General features: G+C 73.2%; 22 protein-coding genes. 16 read left to right on the top strand and 6 right to left on the bottom strand.

The window, feature by feature from the left end; translation table 11 throughout:
- Window positions 1-6 precede the first annotated feature (6 nt).
- Both ACZ63I_RS22975 and ACZ63I_RS22980 read left to right on the top strand, forming a co-directional pair.
- Window positions 7-627, top strand: a complete 621-nt coding sequence (locus tag ACZ63I_RS22975) for a cyclodeaminase/cyclohydrolase family protein (protein WP_469340844.1) — start codon at window positions 7-9, stop codon at window positions 625-627.
- On the top strand, window positions 624-1,481 hold the full coding sequence (locus ACZ63I_RS22980; protein WP_469340845.1) for a bifunctional 5,10-methylenetetrahydrofolate dehydrogenase/5,10-methenyltetrahydrofolate cyclohydrolase: 858 nt from the start codon (window positions 624-626) through the stop codon (window positions 1,479-1,481). The genes ACZ63I_RS22975 and ACZ63I_RS22980 overlap by 4 nt, the downstream gene beginning before the upstream one ends.
- A 265-nt stretch (window positions 1,482-1,746) precedes the next feature.
- Here ACZ63I_RS22980 and ACZ63I_RS22985 read toward each other — a convergent pair whose 3' ends face one another.
- Entirely contained in the window at window positions 1,747-3,903 is a 2,157-nt protein-coding gene (locus ACZ63I_RS22985) for a S9 family peptidase (protein ID WP_469340846.1), read from the bottom strand.
- Between the two features lie 168 nt (window positions 3,904-4,071).
- On the opposite strand from ACZ63I_RS22985, the gene ACZ63I_RS22990 reads away from it, so the two are divergent.
- The 8 genes from ACZ63I_RS22990 to ACZ63I_RS23025 all read left to right on the top strand — a co-directional run bounded on the left by ACZ63I_RS22990 (window position 4,072) and on the right by ACZ63I_RS23025 (window position 11,495).
- The gene (locus tag ACZ63I_RS22990) at window positions 4,072-4,266 is read left to right on the top strand and encodes a hypothetical protein (RefSeq protein ID WP_041984854.1); all 195 of its coding nucleotides are present in this window, start codon (window positions 4,072-4,074) and stop codon (window positions 4,264-4,266) included.
- 20 nt (window positions 4,267-4,286) lie between these two features.
- Window positions 4,287-5,219 carry an N-acetyl-1-D-myo-inositol-2-amino-2-deoxy-alpha-D-glucopyranoside deacetylase gene (gene mshB / locus ACZ63I_RS22995; RefSeq protein WP_469340847.1) on the top strand — a complete coding sequence of 311 codons (933 nt, stop codon included), beginning with the start codon at window positions 4,287-4,289 and terminating at the stop codon, window positions 5,217-5,219.
- Entirely contained in the window at window positions 5,216-5,626 is a 411-nt protein-coding gene (locus ACZ63I_RS23000; protein WP_469340848.1) for a DUF6113 family protein, read from the top strand. Before mshB ends, ACZ63I_RS23000 begins: the two co-directional genes overlap by 4 nt.
- Window positions 5,627-5,821: 195 nt before the next feature.
- Entirely contained in the window at window positions 5,822-7,912 is a 2,091-nt protein-coding gene (locus ACZ63I_RS23005; protein ID WP_469340849.1) for a peptidoglycan binding domain-containing protein, read from the top strand.
- Window positions 7,913-8,015: 103 nt separating this feature from the next.
- A complete protein-coding gene (locus tag ACZ63I_RS23010) occupies window positions 8,016-8,948 on the top strand; it encodes an ABC transporter ATP-binding protein (RefSeq protein ID WP_469340850.1) in 933 nt (310 codons plus the stop codon).
- Window positions 8,945-9,685, top strand: a complete 741-nt coding sequence (locus ACZ63I_RS23015) for an ABC transporter permease (RefSeq protein WP_469340851.1) — start codon at window positions 8,945-8,947, stop codon at window positions 9,683-9,685. The genes ACZ63I_RS23010 and ACZ63I_RS23015 overlap by 4 nt, the downstream gene beginning before the upstream one ends.
- The gene (locus ACZ63I_RS23020; protein ID WP_469340852.1) at window positions 9,682-10,866 is read left to right on the top strand and encodes a sensor histidine kinase; all 1,185 of its coding nucleotides are present in this window, start codon (window positions 9,682-9,684) and stop codon (window positions 10,864-10,866) included. Before ACZ63I_RS23015 ends, ACZ63I_RS23020 begins: the two co-directional genes overlap by 4 nt.
- 23 nt (window positions 10,867-10,889) lie before the next feature.
- Window positions 10,890-11,495, top strand: coding sequence for a response regulator transcription factor (locus ACZ63I_RS23025; RefSeq protein ID WP_469340886.1), 606 nt, complete (start codon window positions 10,890-10,892; stop codon window positions 11,493-11,495).
- A gap of 514 nt (window positions 11,496-12,009) precedes the next feature.
- On the opposite strand, the gene ACZ63I_RS23030 is transcribed toward ACZ63I_RS23025, so the two are convergent.
- Entirely contained in the window at window positions 12,010-12,879 is an 870-nt protein-coding gene (locus ACZ63I_RS23030; RefSeq protein WP_469340853.1) for a transglutaminase family protein, read from the bottom strand.
- Window positions 12,880-12,896: 17 nt separating this feature from the next.
- Window positions 12,897-13,925, bottom strand: coding sequence for a GNAT family N-acetyltransferase (locus ACZ63I_RS23035; RefSeq protein WP_469340887.1), 1,029 nt, complete (start codon window positions 13,923-13,925; stop codon window positions 12,897-12,899).
- Between the two features lie 142 nt (window positions 13,926-14,067).
- Here ACZ63I_RS23035 and fdxA point away from each other — a divergent pair, with 142 nt between their 5' ends.
- Together fdxA and dapC are read left to right on the top strand one after the other, a co-directional pair.
- Window positions 14,068-14,388 carry a ferredoxin gene (gene fdxA / locus ACZ63I_RS23040; RefSeq protein ID WP_018845645.1) on the top strand — a complete coding sequence of 107 codons (321 nt, stop codon included), beginning with the start codon at window positions 14,068-14,070 and terminating at the stop codon, window positions 14,386-14,388.
- Between the two features lie 127 nt (window positions 14,389-14,515).
- Window positions 14,516-15,610 (top strand): succinyldiaminopimelate transaminase, encoded by a 1,095-nt coding sequence (gene dapC / locus ACZ63I_RS23045; protein WP_469340854.1) that lies wholly within the window; start codon window positions 14,516-14,518, stop codon window positions 15,608-15,610.
- Window positions 15,611-15,750: 140 nt separating this feature from the next.
- Here dapC and ACZ63I_RS23050 read toward each other — a convergent pair whose 3' ends face one another.
- Entirely contained in the window at window positions 15,751-16,170 is a 420-nt protein-coding gene (locus ACZ63I_RS23050; RefSeq protein WP_469340855.1) for an ATP-binding protein, read from the bottom strand.
- A gap of 265 nt (window positions 16,171-16,435) precedes the next feature.
- Window positions 16,436-17,404 carry a VldE C-terminal domain-containing protein gene (locus ACZ63I_RS23055; protein WP_469340856.1) on the bottom strand — a complete coding sequence of 323 codons (969 nt, stop codon included), beginning with the start codon at window positions 17,402-17,404 and terminating at the stop codon, window positions 16,436-16,438.
- A 96-nt stretch (window positions 17,405-17,500) separates the two neighbouring features.
- Here ACZ63I_RS23055 and dapE point away from each other — a divergent pair, with 96 nt between their 5' ends.
- Window positions 17,501-18,580: a succinyl-diaminopimelate desuccinylase gene (dapE, locus tag ACZ63I_RS23060; RefSeq protein ID WP_469340857.1), complete on the top strand. Its 1,080-nt coding sequence runs from the start codon at window positions 17,501-17,503 to the stop codon at window positions 18,578-18,580.
- Window positions 18,581-18,727: 147 nt separating this feature from the next.
- Window positions 18,728-19,477 (top strand): LOG family protein, encoded by a 750-nt coding sequence (locus tag ACZ63I_RS23065; RefSeq protein WP_469340858.1) that lies wholly within the window; start codon window positions 18,728-18,730, stop codon window positions 19,475-19,477.
- 151 nt (window positions 19,478-19,628) lie between these two features.
- Here ACZ63I_RS23065 and folP read toward each other — a convergent pair whose 3' ends face one another.
- Window positions 19,629-20,501, bottom strand: a complete 873-nt coding sequence (folP, locus tag ACZ63I_RS23070) for a dihydropteroate synthase (RefSeq protein WP_469340859.1) — start codon at window positions 20,499-20,501, stop codon at window positions 19,629-19,631.
- A 114-nt stretch (window positions 20,502-20,615) separates the two neighbouring features.
- Here folP and ACZ63I_RS23075 point away from each other — a divergent pair, with 114 nt between their 5' ends.
- Together ACZ63I_RS23075 and ACZ63I_RS23080 are read left to right on the top strand one after the other, a co-directional pair.
- On the top strand, window positions 20,616-20,969 hold the full coding sequence (locus ACZ63I_RS23075; RefSeq protein WP_469340888.1) for a DivIVA domain-containing protein: 354 nt from the start codon (window positions 20,616-20,618) through the stop codon (window positions 20,967-20,969).
- Window positions 20,966-21,550, top strand: coding sequence for a DNA-3-methyladenine glycosylase I (locus ACZ63I_RS23080; RefSeq protein ID WP_469340860.1), 585 nt, complete (start codon window positions 20,966-20,968; stop codon window positions 21,548-21,550). Before ACZ63I_RS23075 ends, ACZ63I_RS23080 begins: the two co-directional genes overlap by 4 nt.
- Window positions 21,551-21,718: the final 168 nt, after the last annotated feature.

Consider the following 21,718-nt stretch of genomic DNA (forward strand, 5'->3'; position numbering starts at 1 on the left):
CCGGGCATGCGCGACGAGACGATCGGCGACTTCCTCGACCGGCTGGCCGACCGGGTCCCGGCCCCCGGCGGCGGCGCCACCGCGGCGCTGCACGCGGCCCAGGCGGCGGCCCTGCTCGGCATGGTGGCCCGCTACAGCACCGGTGAGAAGTACGCCGCCGACCGGGCGACCGTCGAGCGGATCATCACCGAGACCGACGAACTGCGCGCCGCCGCGATGCAGTTGGCGCAGGACGACGCCGTGGCGTTCACCGCCGTCACCGACGCCTACCGGCTGCCCAGGGCGGACGACGAGCAGAAGGCGGCCCGTTCGGCGGCCATCGCGACGGCCCTGATCGGGGCCGGCCGGCCGCCGGCCGAGGTCATCGTCGTCGCCGATGTCGCCGTCACGCTGGCCGAGGAGCTGCTGCCGATCGGCAACCGCAACGTCATCACCGATGTGGCGGCAGCGGCCGAGGCGGCGCGCGCCGCCGCCACCACGGCCCGGGTCAACGTCGAGATCAATCTCGGCGGCATCAAGGACACCGAGGTCAGCGCCGCGCTCGCGGCCGAGGCCGACCGGGTGGACCAGATCGCCGCACGCGCCGAGCAGATCACGGCGGCCGTGCGCGCGGAGATCAAGAAGTGACCGCGACGGTCCTGTCCGGCAAGGAACTCGCCGCCGCCGTACGCGCCGAGGCCACCGCCGGAGCCGCCGAGCTGACCGCTTCCGGCACCCCGCCGCAACTGGCCGTGGTGGTCGCGACCGCCGACGAGTCGAGCGCCTGGTACGTACGCTCGATCGCCAGGTCGGCCGGGAAGGCCGGCATCGACTGCGAGATCGCGGACCTCGGCGCCGAAGCCACCGCGGGCGAGATCAGCGACCGGCTCACCGCGCTCAGCGCCGACGCGTCGGTGCACGGGATCATCCTCCAGACCCCGCTGCCCGCAGGAGCCGCCCTGGAGGACCTGGCGTCGGCCATCGCCTTCGAGAAGGACGTGGACGGCGCCAACCCGCTGTCGCTCGGCCGGCTGGCAGCCGGGCTCCCCGCCTTCGCCCCGGCCACCGCCGAGGCCGTGGTCGCGCTCCTCGACCACCACGAGGTCGAGCTGACCGGCCGTCATGTCGCCGTCGTCGGCCGCTCGACGGTCGTCGGCAAACCGGCGGCGCACCTGCTGCTCGACAAGAACGCCACCGTCACGGTCTGCCACTCACGCACCCGCGACCTGGCCGCCGTCACCTCGGCGGCCGACGTGGTGGTCGCAGCGGTCGGCAGGCCGGGCCTGATCACCGCGGCGCACGTACGACCGGGGGCCGTCGTCGTGGACGTCGGCACCAACCCGACGGCCGACGGCGGCCTCGCCGGTGACGTGGACCCGTCCGTGGCCGACCGGGCGGGCGCCCTGACCCCGGTCCCGGGCGGCGTAGGACCGGTGACCACGGCGCTGCTGCTCCAGCACACCGTCAGGGCGGCGCGGGCGGCGCGGCAGCGAGGGCGCTGACGGCTCGGGTTACGGGGATCGGCCCGGCTCGGCGGCGAGGGCGCCGCAGGCCCGCGTGGACCGGTCGGACGCGGTTGTTCCGTGGGCCAGATCGGGCCGTACTCCGCACGTCACGCTGCCGGGACGGCCGGTGGCGGCCGGACCGGCGCGGCCAGGGGCGGCGCTCCCGCAGGGCGCCTTGCAGCGACGGACCGCGGTGCGTTTTCCGGCCACCCCAGCGGTGGCCGGAAAGTGCCGCGGCGGGCGGCGGTGGCGGCGCGGATGCTCAGCCGGCGTCCGGCCGGCCGGCCGGCAGCGAGCGCTTCAGGAAGTCCACCTGGAGCAGCAGCATGTTCTCCGCGATCTCCTCCTGCGGCGTCATGTGCGTCGCGCCCGTGAGCGGCAGCACCTCGTGCGGGCGGCCGGCGGCCAGCAGCGCCGCCGACAGCCGCAGGGAGTGCGCGACGACCACGTTGTCGTCGGCCAGGCCGTGGATGATCATCATCGGCCTGGCCGGCTCCTGGGGCGCCGAGAGGCTGCCGTCCTCGGTCACCAGCGAGTGCGCGGCGTAGACCTCGGGCTGCTCGTCCGGCATGCCGTAGTAGCGCTCCATGTAGTGCGTGTCGTAGAGCCGTACCTCGGTGACGGGCGCGCCCACGACCGCCGCGTGGAAGATGTCGGGGCGGCGCAGCACTGCCAGTCCCGCGAGCCAGCCGCCGCCCGACCAGCCGCGGATCGCGACCCGGCCGGTGTCCAGCGGGAAGCGCCCGGCGAGATCCTGGAGCGCGTCGATCTGGTCGTCGAGGGCCAGCAGCATGTTGTGCTTGATCGCCTTCTCCCAGCCGGGCGACCGGCCCGGCGCGCCGCGGCCGTCGGCGACGATCACCGCGAACCCCTGGTCGGCGAACCACTGGGACGTGAGGTGCGCGTTGTGTGAAGCGACCACCCGCTGGCCGTGCGGGCACGCGTACGGGTCCAACAGAACCGGAAGCGGACCGTCCGATTCCTGATAGTCGGTGGGGAGCAGGACGGCGCACGGAATCCGCCGTGCGCCCCCTTCGGTGAACCGCGCGCGAGCCGTGAGCACCGGCTGCTCGGCGTACGAGACGATCGTCACCAGCGGCTTGCCGTCCCGCAGCACCTGCGCCGACGTCCCCGGCGCACCCGGCCTGGCCGAGGTCAGCACGGTCACCCGGCCGCCCCGCACCGCCGCATGCACCCCGGGCCCCGCCGAGAACCGCTCCGTCCCCAGCTCGCTGACCCGGTACACATGGATCTCGCCGATCTCCGGCGCCGCCGCCTCCTCACCGGCCACGGCCGACACCAGAACGTCGTGCTCACCGATGTCCAGCACCGACCGGAGCTGCAACTGCGGCCCGGTCAGGGCCCGGTCGCCGACCACCAGGACCCGTGCGCCCCCCTCGTCGGCGATCCGTACGAGCCGGCCGTCCGGCGTCCACGCCGGCACCCCGGCGAACAGCTCCAGCCAGGCCGGGTCCTCGTCCCTGTGCACCATCTGCGTCGCGCCGCTCGCCGGGTCCACCGCCAGATACAACTGGCTGCCCTGGTCACGGGTCTGGACGAGCAGCAGCGGCGCGCCGGCCGCCGACCAGTGCACCCGGGCCAGGTACGGGTAGCGCGCCCGGTCCCAGACCACCTCCGTACGCGACCCGTCGAGCCCCAGCAGGAACAGCGTCACGTCGGCGTTGGGCGTGCCCGCCGCCGGGTACGCCACCTGCTCGGGCGCCCGGTCCGGGTGGGCCGGGTCGGAGATCCACCAGCGGTTGACCCGCGCCGTGTCGGCCCGCGCCACCAGCAGCCGGTCGGAGTCGGGCGACCACCAGTAGCCGCGCGAGCGGTCCATCTCCTCCGCCGCGATGAACTCGGCCAGGCCGTACGTCACATCCTCGTTCTCGGGCCCCGCCAGCTCCCGGTCGCCCGTACCGTCCGCCCCGGTCACCCGCAGCGCCCCATGGGCCACATAGGCCACATGGCGGCCGTCCGGGGACGGCCTCGGGTCGATCACCGGGCCCGGCACGGGCAGTTCACGCACCGCCGCCTCGCGCAGCCCGGCCGTGAACAGCCGCCCCGACAGCGTGAAGGCCGCCAGCTCGACCGCCGCGTCCACCGCGTACCCGACGATGCCCGCGGAGCCCTCACGGCTCCGCTCTCGCCTGGCCCGCTCCTGCGCCGAGAGCCGCTCGCCGGCGCCGCCGAGCAGCACCTCCGGCTCTGCGGCCACCCGCTCGCGCACCTCACCGGCCGCCGCACCGGAAAGATCCACCACCCACAGGCGGTTCACCCGGTCGGTGCCGGAGGCGGAACGCAGGAAGACCACCCGGTCGCCGTCGGGCGACACCGTGAACGAGCGCGGGGCCCCGAGGGTGAACCGCTGGGTGGTCGCGTACTGACGAGGGAACGAGAGCTGCGGCCGCAAGGTCATGAACCGAATCCTATGAGGCGGCGGTGGCCGTGCGCCCCCATGTGCTGCCGTGCTCCGATCGATGCGTTGGCACGGATAGTTATGATCCGTAGCGCTTGGTGGGTATGACTCTGCCGGGCACATGCACGCTGCGATGTTCCGACTGAATATCTATGGAGGTGAACCGCCGTGGCACTCTCGATTTCGGCGGTGGTGCTGCTGGCGATCGTTGTCTTCCTCCTGGTCCGGAAATCCGGGCTCAAAGGTGGACACGCGGTTGTCTGTGTGCTGCTCGGGTTCTATCTCGCCAGCTCCACCATCGCGCCCACCATCAGCGACCTGACCTCCAACGTGGCGGGCATGATCGGGGGCATCAAGTTCTGACCGCCTCGTAGGCTGTCCCCATGAGCGATCTACCCGGCCGGCGTCTGATGCTGGTGCACGCGCACCCTGACGACGAGACGATCAACAACGGCGTCACCATGGCCAAGTACGCGGCCGGTGGCGCCCTGGTCACGCTGGTGACCTGCACGCTCGGCGAAGAGGGCGAGGTCGTGCCGGCCGGTCTCGCCCGTCTCGCGGCCGACAGGGACGACGCCCTCGGCCCGCACCGCGCCGGTGAACTCGCCGCCGCCATGCGGGAGCTGGGCGTCACCGACCACCGCTTCCTCGGCGGCGCGGGACGCTACCGGGACTCCGGGATGATGGGCCTCCCGCAGAACGACCGCGAGAACGCGTTCTGGCACACGGACGTCGAAGCGGCGGCGCCGTACCTCGTCGAGATGATCCGCGAGACGCGCCCGCAGGTGCTCGTCACGTACGACCCCGACGGCGGCTACGGCCACCCCGACCACATCCAGGCCCACCGCGTCGCCACGCGCGCCGCCGAACTGGCCGCCGACGCCGCGTACCGGCCCGGCCTCGGAGCGCCGCACACGATCGCGAAGGTGTACTGGAACCGGGTGCCTCGCTCGGTGGCCGAGGCGGGCTTCGCCCGGCTGCGGGACGCGGCTACGGCCTTCCCCGGCACGGCCTCCGTCGACGACCTCCCCGGCGTGGTGGACGACGCGCGGATCACGGCCGTGGTCGACGGCGCCGAGTACGCCGAGCGCAAGACGGCGGCCATACGCGCCCACGCCACGCAAATCGCCGTCGACGGGCCGTTCTTCGCGCTCTCCAACGGCCTCGGCCAGCCGGTGTTCGTGCAGGAGTACTACGAGTTGGTCCAGGGCGAGCGAGGGGCTCCTGCGGGCGAGCGGGAGACCGACCTGTTCGCGGGGATCGCGGGGATCGCCGGAACCGCCGCTGCCGAAGCCACCGCGGGGGCCGAGCGATGAGCGCGGACCAGTACCCCGGCGGCTGGCTCGCCCGGCCGCCCAGACCCGCCAGGATCGCCGCCTACGCGGGCCTGCTCGTCCTCGGCGCCGTCGTCGGCGTGGCCGGCGCGCTGGCCCAAGGCGGCTGGTTCCCGGGCGGTTTGGCGCTCGCCCTGCTCGCCACCGCCGGTGTCTTCGGCGGCGGGCTGCTGGCGACCGGCACCCAGCTCGGGGTGGGGGCGCCCGCGGCCGGCTGGCTGATTGCTGTCATTCTGCTGAGTATGGGACGGCCGGAAGGCGACGGTGTCTTCGCGGCCGGTATCGGACCCCTCGTCTATCTGCTGGGTGGGATGGTGGTCGCTGTGATCTGTGCCACCATGCTCCGGTTGCCGCAACCGGGCGCGAAGTCCGGCCGACTTGGGAAGTGAAGCGTCCGTCTGCTGCTGAATTGACCCTGTCCGTACGGCCGGCTGAGCAGCCGCTTCACGCGGTCGGCGGATGTGTGTCGGCGGAGGACAGTATGGTGGTGCGCGCTCCGGGCCGTCCCCCGGCCTCCGGCATGGGGACCTGCGAAGTTGAGTACCAGTAAGAACGGGCGGCGGAGCCAACCGGGAGATCCTGCTTTGAGTCGTGAAACTGACAGTTCGTCCTCCGGGCCCCAGGGGCGCGGCGGAGCCGCGTACCCCTCGGGGACACCGCCGTACGGATCACGCCAGTATCCGGGGCCGCATCCCCAGCAGGACGCGTCGGACGAGACCGAGATCCCGCCCGTCCCGCAGCCGGACGAGCCGAGAACCGAGACCACACTGACCACCCGCATCCGGATCAACATCCCGGGTTCGCGGCCGATCCCCCCTGTCGTCATGCGTACGCCGATGGGCGAGGGCGAGTCCACCGACGGCCGGGGCATCCCGGCGGCCGGGCAGAGCGGCGACCGTACGGGCAGCACACCGCGCCCCGACGGCGCGGGCCAGGACCCGGCAGGGTCCGCCGCCCCGGAGGGCGAACCGCCCGCAGGACAGGACAAGCAGCCGCCGAGCGACTGGTTCGCCCCCCGCAAGGCGGGCGCGGGTCCGGGCGGTGCGGGCGCGGGCACGGCAGCCGGCATGGGCGCGGGCGCCGCGGCGACGGCCGGCGGACCCACCCCGCCGCAGCCGGGCGCCGGTGACGGCACCGGCGGCGGCTCCCTCGCCGACTACGCCGCGCAGCCGGGCCAGCAGGGCCAGCAGGGCGATCCCGGCGCCGGCGGCTACGCGCCCGGCAGCCACGGCACCCCGCCCTACGGCGTACCCATCGGTGTCCCCGGCCCCGACAACGGCCCGAACGGGCCCACCACGGGCCCCGCGACGGGCAGCTCACCGCTCACCCCGCTCGGCGGACTGCCGGGCGGCGCACCGGGTCCTGGCACCTCCGGCTACCCCGGCGGCTCCGACCAGGGCGGCGCGCCCCGGATGTCCGACGACACCGCCGTACTGACCCCGCAGCAGCCCGCCCCCGAACCGCCCGGCGGCCATGTCTCGGGGGACACGCTCACCAGCGGTATCCCGGTGATCCCGCCGGAGCACCGCGCGCCGTTCCCCGGCTCCGGTACGCCGACGGGCGGCCCGCAGGGCGGCAGGCCCGACCTCACACCCAGGACCGACGACCGGCCCGCCCCCGGGCAGGGCTTCCCGCCCGGCGTCTACCCGGGGCCTGACGGACCCGAGCGGTCAGGACCCGCGGGGCCGTCGGCCCCGGCGCCCGCGCCGCGCCCCGCGGCGCCGGCCAAGAAGGGCCGCTCCAAGGGCATGCTGCTCGTCGCCCTGCTCATCGTGGCCGCCGTCGGCGTCTACGGCGCCGGCCTGCTCATGAACCACTCGGACGTGCCCAAGGGCAGCACGGTCCTCGGCGTCGACATCGGCGGCGGCACCCGCGACCAGGCCGTCAACAAGCTGGAGAGCGCGCTCGGCAAGCAGGCGAAGGCCCCGCTGGAGCTGGACGTCAGCGGCAAGACGCAGGAACTGGCCCCCGACAAGGCGGGCCTGACCCTCGACACGCAGGCGACCGTCCGCTCGGCCGCAGGCAGCGACTACAACCCGGTCACCGTGATCGGCTCGCTGTTCGGCGGCGCCCGGGTCGTCGAGCCGGTGATCCCCGTCGACGACGAGAAGCTGACCGCCGCCCTCACCGACCTGGCGGGCACCTCGGGCTCCGCCACGGAGGGCACGATCAAGTTCGAGCCCGGCAAGGCCGTCGCCGTACCCGGCAAGGCGGGCCAGTCCCTGGACGTCAACCAGTCGATGATCTCGGTGAAGGACGCCTACCGCGCCCAGGTCCAGACGGGTAAGACCAGCGTCGTCAAACTGCCGCTGACCAGCCGCGAACCCACCATCAGCCAGGCCGAGATCGACCGGGCGATGAAGGAGTTCGCCAAGCCGGCGATGTCCGGGCTCGTCACGATCAAGGCGGGCAACGCCTCGATCCAGTTCGGCCCCGACCGGTCGCTGCCCAAGATCCTCTCGATGAAGGCCGTCGACGGGACGCTCCAGGACAGCTACGACCTCAAGGCCCTCAAGGAGCTGTACGGCTCGGTCTTCGACGGCGTCCTGATCACCAGGGGCGACGGCTCGAAGACCGCGGTCACCCCGCAGGACGTGGCCGGCGCGCTGCGCGAGGCCCTGCGCGGCGGGACCCCGGACGAGCGCACGAAGGAGATCGACACCGACCCGAGCTGACCCGGCCCGGACATCGGTCGTGGCCCTGGGATGACGGATGTCATCCCAGGGCCACGACCGTCGGCACTGCCGGAAGCGGGGGCACCGCCGCCACGATGAGGGCATGACGACGACAGCCCCTCCCACCGCCACCGCCACAGCGGTGGCGAGCTTCGAGAACGTGCACAAGAGCTACGGAGACGTCCACGCGGTGGCCGGTCTCACGCTCACGCTCCACCCCGGCGAGACCGTCGCGCTCCTCGGCCCCAACGGCGCGGGCAAGTCCTCGGCCCTCGATCTGCTGCTCGGCCTCAGAAACCCCGACGCGGGCACCGTCAGCGTCTTCGGCATGACCCCGAAGGAAGCCATCTCGGCGGGCCGGGTCGGCGCCATGCTGCAGAGCGGCGGCCTGATGGAGGAGGTCACCGTCCGCGAACTGGTGAACCTCGCCTGCGCCCTGCACCGCAAGCCGTTCCCGGTCTCCGACGTGCTGGCCAGGGCCGGCATCACCCAGATCGCCGACCGCAAGGTCAACAAGCTCTCCGGCGGACAGGAGCAGCGGGTCCGGTTCGCGCTCGCCACCGCCGGCGCCAACGACCTCGTCGTCCTCGACGAGCCGACCACCGGGATGGACGTCACGGCGCGGCAGGCGTTCTGGGCCACCATGCGCGAGCAGGCGCGGCACGGCCGTACGGTGCTGTTCGCCACCCACTACCTGGAAGAGGCCGACGCCATCGCCGACCGGGTGCTCGTGCTGTACAAGGGCAGGCTGCTGGCCGACGGCACGGCCGCCGAGATCAAGGCCAGGGCGGGCGCCCGCCGGATCTCCTTCGACCTGGACGGCGCGATCGACGAGGCGGCGCTGCGCGCGCTGCCGTCCCTCAGCTCGCTGACCGTCTCCGGGGCGACCGTCCGCATGCAGTCGCACGACGCCGACGCGACCGTGCACGGCATGTACGCCCTCGGGCTCTACCCGCGCAATCTCGAAGTGGCCGGGCTCGGCCTTGAGCAGGCGTTCGTCGCCATCACCGAGGCCGAGGAGGCCAGGACCGCGTGAACACCCTGATCAAGCTCGAAATCACCCGCACCCTGCGGAACAAGAAGTTCATGTTCTTCTCGGTGATCTACCCCGCCGTGCTCTTCCTGGTCATCGCGGGGCCGCAGGACAACGCCAAGAAGGTGCCCGGCGGCGACCTGCCGCTCAGCTCCTTCTACATGGTTGCGCTGGCCTCCTTCGGGGCGCTCACCGCCGTACTGATGGGCAACAGCGAGAAGATCGCCAAGGAGCGCGAGAAGGGCTGGGTGCGCCAGCTCAGGCTCACCTCGCTGCCCGGACGCGGCTACGTCCTCGCGAAGATCGCCGGCGCCGCCGTGGTCAGCCTGCCGTCCATCGTCGTCGTGTTCGTCATCGCCGCCTCGGCCAAGGGCGTCAGCCTGGAGGTCTGGCAGTGGCTGGCGCTCACCGGCGTCATCTGGGCCGGCAGCCTGTGCTTCGCCGCGCTCGGCGTGGCCATCGGCTACATCGCGTCCGGTGACGCCGTCCGGCCCATCACGATGATCATCTACTTCGGGCTGTCCATCCTCGGCGGCCTGTGGCTGCCCGTCTCCACCTATCCGCGGTGGCTGCAGAACATCGCCGAATGGCTGCCCACGCACGCCTACGCGGCCCTCGGCCAGGCCATCGAGCTGGGCGGCTCGCCGCATCTCAAGGACGTCGCGATCATGGTCGGCTACTTCCTGGTCTTCGCGGGCGGCGCCGCCTGGCTGTACCGCAAGGACACACTGAAGGCATGAGCGAAGTGACCTTCTCCGGCGTCGGCATCGGCCAGTCACCCGACGGCCGCAGGCATTCCTTCGTGAAGCTGATGTGGTTCGGCATCTGGCTGGCCTTCATGGGCGCGCCGGTGAGCGACCTCTTCGACCACGACGGGTCACCGTGGAGTGTCGTGCTCGGCGTGGCCGGCCTGGTCGCCTTCGTGGGCGTCTACCTGATGGTGATCTTCCGGCACACCGGACGGCCGCTCCAGCCGCGCACCGTCTACAGCGCGCTGCTGTTCATGCTGGCCCTCGCGGTCCTGCTCTCCGTCACGCTGGACAGCGCGTGGCTGGTGCTCTTCGTCTACGTCTCGGTGTCGTGCGGAGCCGCGCTGCCGATCCGGCTCTCCCGGTTCGCGATCCCGCTCGTCACCGCGCTGATGGCGGCCGTCGGCCTGCGGTCGGCGGACAACCACGACCTGCTCAGCGCGCTGGTCGTGCCCGCGCTGCTCGGCGGCTTCGCCATGGCGGGGGTCGGCCAGCTCGTCCGTACGACGATCGAGCTGCGCGAGGCGCGGGCCACCGTCGCCGAACTGGCCGCCAACGAGGAGCGGCTGCGGCTCGCCCGCGATCTGCACGACCTGCTCGGCCACTCGCTGTCGCTGATCACGCTCAAGAGCGAGCTGGCGGGCCGGATGCTGCCTGCCCACCCCGACCGGGCGGCCGCACAGGTCGCCGACATCGAGCAGGTCAGCAGGCAGGCGCTCACGGACGTACGGGAGGCAGTGAGCGGCTACCGGCGGCCCACCCTGCCGGGTGAGCTGGCAGGGGCCCGTACGGCGCTGGCCGTCGCCGGTGTCACCGCCGACGTACCGCAGGACGTCCCGAAGGAACTCGGCGGCGCCACGCTGTGCGCCGAGTCGGAGACGGTGCTCGCCTGGTCGCTGCGGGAGGCCGTCACCAATGTCGTACGGCACAGCGGGGCGAGCCGCTGCGTCGTCTCCCTCACCCCCCGGCAGACCCTGGAAGGACCCGTGGTGGAGCTGACCGTCGAGGACGACGGACGCGGCGCGAGCGGCGCCGCGCGGGGCAACGGGCTGACCGGGCTCACCGAACGGCTCGCCCAGGTCGGCGGCACGCTGGAGGCGGGTTCCACCAAGCGCGGCTTCCTGCTCACCGTCCGCGCGCCCCTGGCCGTCCCCCTAAACTCCCCGGCATGAGCGGCAACGCCGGCCCGACCCGCATGATCAAGGTTCTGCTCGCCGAGGACCAGTCCATGGTGCGCGAGGCCCTGGCGGCGCTGCTCGGGCTCGAACCGGACATCGACGTGGTCGCCCAGGTCGCCAGGGGCGACGAGGTGCTGGCGGCGGCGCGGGCCGCCGACGTGGATGTCGCGCTCCTCGACATCGAGATGCCGGGCATGACCGGCATCGAGGCGGCGGGCGAGCTGCGCGACGCGCTGCCCCGGATCAAGGTGGTCGTGCTGACCACCTTCGGCCGCCCCGGCTATCTGCGCCGGGCCATGGAGTCGGGCGCCGACGCATTCCTGGTCAAGGACGCCCCCGCCGCCCAACTCGCCGAGGCCGTACGCAAGGTGCTGGCGGGGGAGCGGGTCATCGACCCCACGCTCGCCGCCGCGGCGCTGGCCGACGGCGCGAATCCGCTGACGGACCGGGAGCGCGAGGTGCTGCGGGCGGCGGCCGGCGGCTCCACCAACGCGGAACTGGCCGCGCTCCTGCACCTGTCCCAGGGCACGGTCCGCAACTACCTCTCCACGGCGATCCAGAAACTGGCGGCCCGCAACCGCGCCGAGGCGGTCCGCATCGCACGCGAGAAGGGCTGGCTCTGACGCGCCGCGCCGGCCGGTCCGGCGGGACGGCCCGTCCTGCCCGGCGGGTGCGGACCGGCACGCGCGCTCCGCGTCGCGGGCCTCCGGCCACTGGGGACAGGCCCCCGGCCCCCTCGGAGGCGCGAGCGTCGCGACGCCGGTGCTTTTCCCCAATCCCGCCCCTTCCCGAAACCGGGGCTACGCCCCGGACCCCAAGACGGCGCCGGGCCGCCGTGCCCGGCCTACGGGCCGTGAGCGTTCGGACGCTGGGCCCCGCCCGCTGCCGCGCAGCGGCTGGCGCTGCGGGTGCGGGGACCCGTGCCCGCTGCGGCGGATCCGGGTCCCGGCCCGGGCCGCCCGGGACGGCGGGCCTAGGCCGGTCAGTTGGGCATCGCGCGCCCAAGGCGGCGGCGGGTCGCCGTGCCTGGCCTGCGGGCCGCGAGCGTTCGGACGCTGGGCCCCCGCCCGCTGCCGCGCAGCGGCTGGCGCTGCGGGTCCGTGACCGGCCCGACCCGGAGGACGGCTCTTGGCCCGGTCAGTTGAGCATCGCGCGCGCCGCGCGCGCCCTGCGGCGCAGGGCCTGCGCCGTGGACGGCTCGACCGCCGACACCACCTCGGCGTACTCCTCCATGGCGGCGGCGCCCGCCAGGTAGTCGCCGCGCTCGATGAGCAGCCGCGCCCGGTCGTAGCGCAGCCGCGCCGGATGCGCGGGCAGCAGCAGCGACAGCTCGACCGCCCACAGCGCCACATCCGTACGCTCCGGCCGGGCAGCCGCCCACGCCCGGATGTTGTTCAGGATCCGTACGACGATGTCGAGCGGATCGGCGGGCACCGGCGGTCCCGGCGGCGGGGGAGCGCCTGTCGCGGCCGTGACGAGCCGTGTCGCGTCGTCGCCCGTCAGCAACTGGCCGCCGGCGAACGGGTCGGCCAGCACCCGCTCCGCCGGATCGCCGAAACCGACGACGAAATGGCCGGGCAGCGCCAGGCCGTACACGGGCGCGCCCGCCCGCCGCGCCACCTCGATCCAGACGACCGAGAGCAGGATCGGCAGCCCGCGCCGCCGGCGCAGCACCTCGGGCAGCAGCGACGACTCCAGCAGTTGGTAGTCGGCGCCCGAGCCGTGGAAGCCGAGCCGCCCGCCCAGCAGTTCGGCGAGCGCCGCCGCCCAGGCGCGCGGTCCGGTGAGGCCGAAGGGCAGCAGCCCGGCCAGCCGGTCCAGCTCCATCTCCGCCGCGTCCAGGGCGGCCTCGACACCGGCGTCGTCCCGCACCTGGTCGGCCTCGGCGCCGATCAGCAGGCACAGCGCCGCCAGGTCGGGGCGCTCGGCGCGCGCCTCGTCGGCGAACCGCCGCCGCCTGCCCGCTGCGCCCGGCTGGTCCGGCTGGTCCGGCTGTTCCGGCGTCATACGCGACCCGTACCCGTTCAGGAGGAGCGGAAGTGCTGATACCGGTGATGGGTGACGAACCCCATGCGGTCGTACATCGCGCGCGCCGCCTCGTTCTCCGTCTCCACCTGGAGCCAGGCGGCCGAGGCACCCTGCGCCAGCGCGTCGCGGGCGAGCGCCGCCATCACGGCGGTGGCGAGCCCCTGGCGGCGGTGGGCGGGGTCGACCTCCACCGCCATGAAACCGGCCCAGCGCCCGTCGACGACACACCGGCCGATCGCGGCGGGCGTATCGGACCCGCCGGACCCGCCGGACCCTCCGCCGGAGCCGGGCACGGTGGCGAACCGGACGTACGGGGCCGTGTTCAGCACGTGCAGCACCTCGGGGCCCGGCGCGCTGAACCGGTGGTAGCCGCGCAGCCAGCCCTCGTCGCAGACCGGCCGCAGCGCGACCCGCTCCACCTCCGCGTCGGGCGCGGCGTCGGCCAGCGGCGCCAGCGCGCCGATCCGCACCTCGACCGACACCTCGGCCACCCAGCCGCGCCGCGCCAGCTCGGCCCCCAGCAGCTCCTGGGTGCCCTCGGCGCCGCTCGACACCTGGATGTACGGGGGCAGCCCGCGCTCCCCGTACCAGGCGCGCACCCGCTCCAGCGCCTCGTCGAGCGGGAGCCCCGGATCGCCCAGCGGCAGCACGGAGTTGGCGCGCCGGGTGAAACCGCCTGACGCGCCGAGCCGCCAGCCGCCGAGCCGCTCGGTCTCGGCCGGCTGCCACGCGCGCGCACAGACGTGCGCCAGCTCCTCGAAGGACGCGGCGGGACCCCGCCGTCTGGCGGGCGCCGCCGGTACGACCTTGGCGGCCACGAGCGCCGACTCGGGAATGCTGACACGCTCGCCGGTACGCCGTGTGATGAGGACCACACCGTCGTCCCACGATGTGAGAACACCCACCGTGTCGGTGAACTTACCCGCGCCGGGGCCTGCGCCGGTGAGCTGTCTGACTGATACGCGTTTGCCCACGTCGATGGGGGTCACCCGGACTTCGAGCCGGCCTCCGGCGCTGAATTCCACAGCTCTGTCCACCCCTCCTGTTCGGATCGAGCCCAAGAACGGAGATACTAGGTGGCGGGCATCGACGACGCCGCGCTCCCGCGCGCCTGTGGACGGAGCCGCACATCGGCCCGCCGCCGCCCTATCGAGGAGGAACGACAGCGTGACCTACGTCATCGCGCAGCCTTGTGTCGACGTCAAGGACAAGGCGTGCATCGAGGAGTGTCCGGTCGACTGCATCTACGAGGGCTCCCGGTCCTTGTACATCCACCCGGACGAATGCGTCGACTGCGGTGCTTGTGAGCCGGTCTGCCCGGTCGAGGCGATCTTCTACGAGGACGACACCCCGGACGAGTGGAAGGACTACTACAAGGCGAATGTGGAGTTCTTCGACGAACTCGGTTCGCCCGGCGGTGCGTCGAAGCTCGGTCTCATCGAGCGCGACCACCCCTTCATCGCAGCACTGCCGCCGCAGAACGGCTGACAGCGCGCACCGCACCGGCCCCGTACGGCACCGCTCGCCGTACGGGGCTGAGGCGTTGGCGCCCGGCTGAGCCCGCCCGTGTGCGGACGCCGGTACGAGCACGTCCGTACGAGAAAGAGTGAGCACCGTGTCCGCAGTCTCTGCCCGCCTGCCCGTCTTCCCCTGGGACAAGCTGGAGCCCTACAAGGCGACTGCCGAGGCCCATCCGGACGGGATCGTGGACCTGTCCGTCGGGACCCCGGTCGACCCCGTCCCCGAGCTGATCCAGCGGGCGCTGACCGGCGCCGCCGACTCGCCCGGCTATCCGACGGTCTGGGGCACGAAGGCACTGCGGGACGCGCTGACCGACTGGGCCGTGCGGCGGCTCGGCGCGCGCGGGGTGACCCACTCGAACGTGCTGCCGGTGGTCGGCTCCAAGGAACTGGTGGCCTGGCTGCCGACGCAGCTCGGGCTCGGTGCGGGCGACCGGGTCGCCTACCCGCGGCTCGCCTACCCGACGTACGAGGTGGGGGCGCGGCTCTGCGGCGCCGAGCCCGTCCCGTACGACGACCCGACCGAGCTGGACCCGGCAGGGCTGAGGGTCCTCTGGCTCAACTCCCCGTCGAACCCGACGGGCGCGGTGCTGGGCAAGGACGAACTGACCAGGATCGTCGCCTGGGCGCGCGCGCACGACGTGCTGGTCGTCAGCGACGAGTGCTACCTGGAACTCGGCTGGGACGCCGAGCCGGTCTCGGTGCTCGACCCGGACGTCAGCGGCGGCACGTACGAGGGCCTGGTCGCCGTCCACTCGCTCTCCAAGCGCTCCAACCTGGCCGGCTACCGGGCCGCCTTCCTGGTGGGCGACGCGGCCGTGCTCGGCGAGCTGCTCCAGATCCGCAAGCACGGCGGCATGATGACGCCCGCGCCGGTGCAGGCGGCGACGGTGGCCGCGCTCGGCGACGACGAACACGTCGCGCGGCAGCGCGAGCGGTACACGGCCCGGCGGGTCGCGCTGCGCGCCGCGCTGGAGTCGCACGGCTTCCGCATCGAGCACAGCGAGGCGGGCCTGTACCTCTGGTCGACGCGCGACGAGCCGTGCTGGGACACCGTGGCGCACCTCGCCGAGCTGGGCATCCTGGTCGCCCCCGGCGACTTCTACGGGCCTGCGGGCGAGCGCCATGTGCGGGTCGCGCTGACGGCGACGGACGAGCGGATCGAGGCCGCCGTCAAGCGACTCGGCTGAGTACCGGCGCGGCTGAGTGCGGCCGGTTGCCGAAGGACCACGAGGTACCACGAAGGGCCCGGGGAGACGGAAGCTCCCCGGGCCCTTCGCCGCGCTACGCCGCTGTCAGCCGAACGCGGGCGCCGGCCGCAACGCGCAGGTCAGCCGATCGGCAGACCCGGTAGGCCGCCGCCGAGCCCGCCCGCCGGGGCCGCGCCCTGCGCCGCTGTCGACGTGGTCCGGCCCAGCACCTCGCCGGCGCTGCCCGCGGTGTCGCCCGCCACCTTCTGCGCGGCGGGGGTCGCCGTCTTCGCCGCGCTCCCGACGGTCTTGCCCGCCGCGGGGACGGCGGACTCGACGGCGCCGCCGCCGGCCTTGCCCGCCACGTCGGTGGCGCTCTGCGCGCCGCTGTCGATGCTGTTGCCGACCGAGGCACCGTCCAGCGCGGTCACCGCGCTCAGGTCGGTGGCCTGCGGCAGCGTCGCGGCACCGGCGGAGCCGGCCGCACCGACCACGGGGGCTGCGCCGGCCGCGATGAGCAGTGCGGCGCGGGCGATCCGACGGGTCAGGGGGAGGGACATGATGCTCCTTTGGCGGGAGAGAAACAGTGCTTGTCCGTCGATCGGACACTGTGACAACCGCTCAAGGGGGCGTGCGGGTTGCGGTGACCGTACGTAAAGAGTTGGCAATGCGTCGCATTATCGGGTACGGATAAAAACGGGCAAACGGTTGTGTTCCGCATCGCCTGCCGAACCGTCACTTCGCAGACGCGCCAAGGGGTTTGGCCCTTTTCCGAACGTGCCAAACGGATATGCCACGACCACCCCCTGCGGGCGACCCGCCGTACTACTGCGCGATCCGGATCCGCACGTCGTTCGAGGCCGCTTTCGCCTTCGCCTTCGCTTTCGCCGACCCGTCGTCCGTACGGCGCCAGCCCCGGTCGGCCTCCGCCGCGCTCCACACCCGGCCCGCGTAGCCGACCTCGGAGATGTGCAGCTCGGCCGCCTGCGCGACGGCCCACTGCGCCAGCTCCCAGCCGCGCCTGCCGCCCTCGGCGGCGGGCAGGGCGTCCACCGGCACCGACACCTCGGGATCGGCCGTACCGCCGACCTCGTCGGACGCCGGCGCCTGGGACGGATCCGGCTGCGGCAGCACCTTCGGCCCGAAGTCGCTCACCAGCGCCGCCCGTACCTTCTTCGGGTCGCCCGCCACCGCCGGGGTGGGCGCGGGACACGTCAGCACGGCGGCGGCCCTGCCGGTGAACGCGGCGGCCAGCAGCGTCGCGTCCGGCTCGTGCTTCGCGTACGCCTGCGGGAAGCCGCTGCGCTGGACCCGCTGCGCCGCCACCGTCAGCGGCAGCCGCGAATAGCCGGGGATCTCGGCGAGATGCTTGTAGAACTGCCCGGACGAATAGACCGGATCGAGGATCTGGGCCGCCGTGCCCCACCCCTTCGACGGGCGCTGCTGGAAGAGCCCCAGCGAATCCCGGTCGCCGTGGTTCAGGTTGCGCAGCGCCGACTCCTGGAGCGAGGTCGCGAGCGCGATGGTCACGGCCCGCTCCGGCATACCGCGGGTGGTCCCGACGGCGGAGATCGTCGCCGCGTTGGCCGCCTGCTCGGGGCTGAGTTCGTACGACGCCTTGTCGTTCCCCGCGTCCTTCGCCACGACCTTGCACTGCTGGGAGTGCGGGCCGCCGGTCACGTACTGGGTGACGGCATAGGCGGCGACGCCGAGCAGCACGAGGAGCGCGGCGGCGATACGCAGCGGACGGCGGCGGCGCCGGGGCGGGGATGCGGGGGAGGCGGTCTCGGACACGGGGTCACCGTACTGTGCCGCGCGGGCCCGTGTTTCCCCGCCGGGGAGGCGGCCGGGGGCCCGGGGCCCGGTGCGCGGGACGTTAGGGTCACCAGCATGTCTGAGACCGTTCTTGACCTCACATCGGACGGGCCCGCGCTCACCGCCTGGCTTGTCGACTTCCCGTCCGTCAGCGGGACCGAGAAGCCGCTCGCCGACGCGATCGAGCAGGCGCTGCGCACACTGCCGCATCTCACCGTCGACCGGTACGGCAACAACATCGTGGCGCGCACGCACCTGGGCCGCGCCGAGCGGGTCATCCTCGCCGGGCACATCGACACCGTGCCGATCGCCGAGAACGTGCCGTCGCGGCTGGACGGCGACGGGGTGCTGTGGGGCTGCGGGACGACCGACATGAAGTCGGGCGTCGCCGTCCAGCTCCGGATCGCCGCGACCGTCCCCGCGCCCAACCGCGATCTGACGTTCGTGTTCTACGACAACGAAGAGGTCGCCGCCGAGCTGAACGGCCTCGGCCGGGTGGCCGACGCCCACCCCGACTGGCTGGCGGGCGACTTCGCCATCCTGCTGGAGGGGTCCGACGCCGAGGTCGAGGGCGGCTGCCAGGGCACCCTGCGGGTCATCCTCCGTACCGAGGGCGAGCGCGCGCACTCCGCGCGGAGCTGGATGGGGTCCAACGCCATCCACGCGGCGGCGCCGATCCTGGACCGCCTCGCCGCGTACGAGCCGCGCCGGCCGGTCATCGACGGGCTGGAGTACCGGGAAGGGCTCAACGCGGTACGGGTCGAGGGCGGCGTCGCCAACAACGTCGTCCCGGACGCCTGCACGGTCGTCGTCAACTACCGCTACGCGCCCGACCGCAGCGCCGACGAGGCGCTGGCGCACGTCCGTGAGGTGTTCGAGGGCTGCGGGATCGCCGAGTTCACCGTGGACGACCACTCGGGCGCCGCGCTGCCCGGACTCTCGCACCCGGCCGCCGCTGCCTTCATGGCGGCGGTGGGCGGCACGGCACGGCCCAAGTTCGGCTGGACGGACGTCGCGCGGTTCAGCGCGCTCGGTGTACCCGCGGTCAATTACGGCCCCGGCGACCCGGTCTTCGCCCACAAGCGGGACGAGCGGGTCGTCGTGGAGCGGATCACCCGGTGCGAGGACCAGTTGCGCGGTTGGCTGACCGGCTGAGAAAGCGGCCGCCGCACCGCTCGCGAACAGCGGGAGACGGTGCTTCCGCCGGACCGACGGTCGGAATTTCGCTGTTCGTCACGTCCTTGGACCTAACCTGGCCGCAACGGGGGAAAGCTTTCGGTTCAGCGGCGGAAGGAACAGGTCATGGGCATGCCTGAGGGAACGCAGAGGCCGGAGGAGCAGCGGCTCGGTCCGGTGCTCAGGCGACGCGAACAGGTGCAGTCCTCCACCACCGATCAGCGGCTGTTGGACACCGAGGGTGACTCGGAATGGGTGCACACCGACCCGTGGCGGGTGATGCGGATCCAGTCGGAGTTCGTGGAGGGCTTCGGCGCACTGGCCGAACTGCCCAGCGCCATCAGCGTCTTCGGCTCCGCCCGCACCCCGATCGGCTCGCCGGAGTACGAGGCGGGCACCCGGATCGGCCGGGCGCTGGTCGAGGCGGGCTTCGCGGTGATCACGGGCGGCGGCCCCGGCGCGATGGAAGCGGCCAACAAGGGGGCACGGGAGGCGGACGGCGTCTCCGTCGGCCTGGGGATCGAGCTGCCCTTCGAGCAGGGGCTGAATCCGCACGTCGACATCGGCGTGAACTTCCGGTACTTCTTCGTCAGAAAAACGATGTTTGTGAAGTATGCGCAAGGGTTCGTCGTGCTGCCGGGGGGTCTCGGCACGCTGGACGAGCTGTTCGAGGCGCTGACGCTGGTGCAGACCCGCAAGGTGACCCGCTTCCCGATCGTGCTGTTCGGGACGGCGTACTGGGGCGGTCTTGTCGACTGGCTGCGGGGCACGGTGGTGGCGCAGGGGAAGGCGTCGGAGAAGGACCTGCTGCTGTTCCACCTGACGGACGACGTGGACGAGGCGGTGGCGCTGGTGACGAAGGAGACGGGCAAGTAGGGGGGCGAAGCCGCACGGCCTGACGGCGGTGGAAGCCCGGCCGGTCGACTTGGGCGAGCCCTCGGCGGGGACGGGCGCTGGGAGCCCGGCCGGTTGCCTCAGGCGTCAGGTCGTCCGGCGGGGACGGGCGGTGGGAGCCTGGCCGTTCGCCTCAGGCGAGCCCTCGGCGGGCGACCGCCGGGGGCAGCAGGCCCGCGATGGCCGAGACCATGTCCAGCACCTGCCGGGTCTCCGCCACCTCGTGCACGCGGTAGACGCGGGCGCCCAGCCAGGACGAGACGGCGGTCGTCGCGAGCGTACCGATCAGCCGCTCCTTGACCGGGCGGTCGACGGACTCGCCGACGAAGTCCTTGTTGGACAGCGAGACCAGCACCGGCCAGCCGGTCTCCGCCATCTCGGGCAGCCTGCGGGTCGCCTCCAGCGAGTGCCGGGTGTTCTTGCCGAAGTCGTGGCCGGGGTCGATGAGGATGCCGTCCTCCCGTACGCCCAACCGCACGGCGCGCTCGGCGAGACCGACCGTGACCCGCAGGATGTCCGCCATCACGTCGTCGTAGGCGACGCGGTGCGGCCGGGTGCGCGGCTCGGCGCCGCCGGCGTGGGTGCAGACGAGACCGGCGCCGTACCGGGCCGCGACCTCGGCCAGTGCCGGATCGACGCCGCCCCAGGCGTCGTTCAGCAGATCGGCGCCGGCCTCGCAGACGGCCTCGGCGACCTCGTGCCGCCAGGTGTCGACGCTGATCACCGCATCGGGATGGCGCCGGCGCACCTCGGCGACGAAGCCGACCGTACGGCGGATCTCCTCGGCGGCGCCGACCTCCTCGCCGGGGCCTGCCTTCACCCCGCCGATGTCGATGATCGCGGCGCCCTCGGCGACGGCCTGCTCGACGCGGTCCAGGGCCGGGGCGTCGTCGAAGGTCGCGCCCTGGTCGTAGAAGGAGTCCGGGGTGCGGTTGACGATCGCCATGATCACCTGCTCGTGCTCGCCGAATTCCCGGCGGCCCAGCCGCAGAGTCCCACCGCGCATCCCGCTCGTCCTCCTCATGGTCACGCTCATGGTCACGTCGGCCCGCCTGCGACCCTAACGGTCTTCGTGACACCATCGGCACCGGACGTTTTCCGGCCCCGGGAGAAGATCGTGCTGTTCTTGTTCTTGATCGTCGCGATGGTCGTGGTGGTCGCCGCCGTGACGCTCGCCGTCGTCGGCGGCGGCGACAGCGCCGTCCTCACGGACACCGCGCCGGAACAACTGGTGGACCCCCTGCCGATGACACGCCCGGTCGGCCGCGCGGATGTGGACGCCGTACGGCTGCCCGTCTCGGCCCGCGGCTACCGCATGGCGGACGTGGACGACGTACTCGCCCGCCTGGGCGCGGAACTCGCCGAGCGCGACGCGCGCATCGCCGAACTGGAATCGGCGCTGGCGGGCGCGCAGGCCACGGCGGTCTCGTCGCCGGACCTGTTCAAGCGCCCCGGCGAGGAGACGGACCGATGACCGGCACGGGCGTCGTCGAAGGCGCCGACGGGCTGCCGCGCTGCCCCTGGGGCCTGTCCTCCGAGGACTACGTGGCGTACCACGACGAGGAGTGGGGCCGCCCGGTCCGCGGCGACGACGCCCTCTTCGAACGGCTCTGCCTGGAGGCGTTCCAGTCCGGCCTGTCCTGGATCACGATCCTGCGCCGCCGCGAGACGTTCCGCGCGGCCTTCTCGTCCTTCAAGATCGCCTCGGTCGCCGAGTTCACGGACACGGACCGGGAACGCCTGCTGGCGGACCCGGGCATCATCCGCAACCGCGCGAAGGTCGACGCGACGCTGGCGAACGCGCGCGTGCTCGTGGACTGGGAGCCCGGCGAACTCACCACCCTGATCTGGTCCCACGCCCCCGACCCGACAAAGCGCCGCGCGCCGCGCACGACCGCGGATGTCCCGGCGGTGACGGACGAGTCGACGGCGCTGTCGAAGGACCTGAAGAAGCGCGGGATCAGGTTTGTGGGGCCGACGACGGCGTATGCGTTGATGCAGGCGTGCGGGTTGGTGAACGACCACCTGTCGGATTGCTTCACCCGAGCCCGCTAGCCGCTGCGCGGAGCCTTTCCCCCAGCCCCGCCCCTCCCCGAAACCGGGGCTCCGCCCCGGCCCCCGAGGGCGCGAGCTTCGCCGCGCCGCTGCTTTTCCCCGATCCCGCCCCTTCCCGAAACCGGGGCCCTGCCCCGGACCCCGGGGCGGCGGGCCGCCGCGCCCGGC

The sequence above is a fragment of the Streptomyces sp. NPDC087906 genome (genome assembly GCF_055584925.1).

Coding starts and splice junctions, on each gene's coding strand:
- ACZ63I_RS22975 (WP_469340844.1), top strand. CDS start 7: ATGCGCGACGAGACGATCGGCGACTTCCTCGACCGGCTGGCCGACCGG.
- ACZ63I_RS22985 (WP_469340846.1), bottom strand. CDS start 3,903: ATGACCTTGCGGCCGCAGCTCTCGTTCCCTCGTCAGTACGCGACCACC.
- mshB (WP_469340847.1), top strand. CDS start 4,287: ATGAGCGATCTACCCGGCCGGCGTCTGATGCTGGTGCACGCGCACCCT.
- ACZ63I_RS23000 (WP_469340848.1), top strand. CDS start 5,216: ATGAGCGCGGACCAGTACCCCGGCGGCTGGCTCGCCCGGCCGCCCAGA.
- ACZ63I_RS23010 (WP_469340850.1), top strand. CDS start 8,016: ATGACGACGACAGCCCCTCCCACCGCCACCGCCACAGCGGTGGCGAGC.
- ACZ63I_RS23020 (WP_469340852.1), top strand. CDS start 9,682: ATGAGCGAAGTGACCTTCTCCGGCGTCGGCATCGGCCAGTCACCCGAC.
- ACZ63I_RS23025 (WP_469340886.1), top strand. CDS start 10,890: ATGATCAAGGTTCTGCTCGCCGAGGACCAGTCCATGGTGCGCGAGGCC.
- ACZ63I_RS23030 (WP_469340853.1), bottom strand. CDS start 12,879: ATGACGCCGGAACAGCCGGACCAGCCGGACCAGCCGGGCGCAGCGGGC.
- ACZ63I_RS23050 (WP_469340855.1), bottom strand. CDS start 16,170: ATGTCCCTCCCCCTGACCCGTCGGATCGCCCGCGCCGCACTGCTCATC.
- dapE (WP_469340857.1), top strand. CDS start 17,501: ATGTCTGAGACCGTTCTTGACCTCACATCGGACGGGCCCGCGCTCACC.
- ACZ63I_RS23065 (WP_469340858.1), top strand. CDS start 18,728: ATGGGCATGCCTGAGGGAACGCAGAGGCCGGAGGAGCAGCGGCTCGGT.
- folP (WP_469340859.1), bottom strand. CDS start 20,501: ATGCGCGGTGGGACTCTGCGGCTGGGCCGCCGGGAATTCGGCGAGCAC.
- ACZ63I_RS23080 (WP_469340860.1), top strand. CDS start 20,966: ATGACCGGCACGGGCGTCGTCGAAGGCGCCGACGGGCTGCCGCGCTGC.